This is a genomic window from Arthrobacter sp. SPT-J7 (genome assembly GCF_059089965.1).
In genome coordinates this window covers 1-329 of the sequence record NZ_JBNHFF010000609.1, presented here as the reverse complement: position 1 = coordinate 329, position 329 = coordinate 1, and the positions used below count along the sequence as shown (strand labels likewise).

General features: G+C 61.4%; 1 pseudogene. It reads left to right on the top strand.

The window, feature by feature from the left end:
- Positions 1-329 (top strand): annotated as a pseudogene (locus AC5RWX_RS34510) (sensor histidine kinase); the annotation flags it as partial.

Here is a 329-nt window from a genome sequence, read left to right as displayed (position 1 = left end):
GTGCAAAGCCAGTCGGAGCGGATGACTGCTTTGGTGGAGGACCTGCTGCTGCTTGCCCGCCTCGATGAGGGCCAGCCGCTGAAGCTCAGCGACGTGGACCTCACGCAACTGGTGGTCGAAAGCGTCAGTGATGAAAAGGTGATGGCGCCCGGCCACCACTGGCGGCTGGAGCTTCCGGAGGAGCCCGTTGTGGTTAACGGTGATGCGTCCCAGCTGCGCCAAGTCCTCATGAACCTGCTCTCCAATGCGCGAAAACACACGCCGGCAGGAACCACAGTTGTTACCGGAGTTGGAAGGACCACTGAGGGTGCTGCCCTGGTAACGGTAAC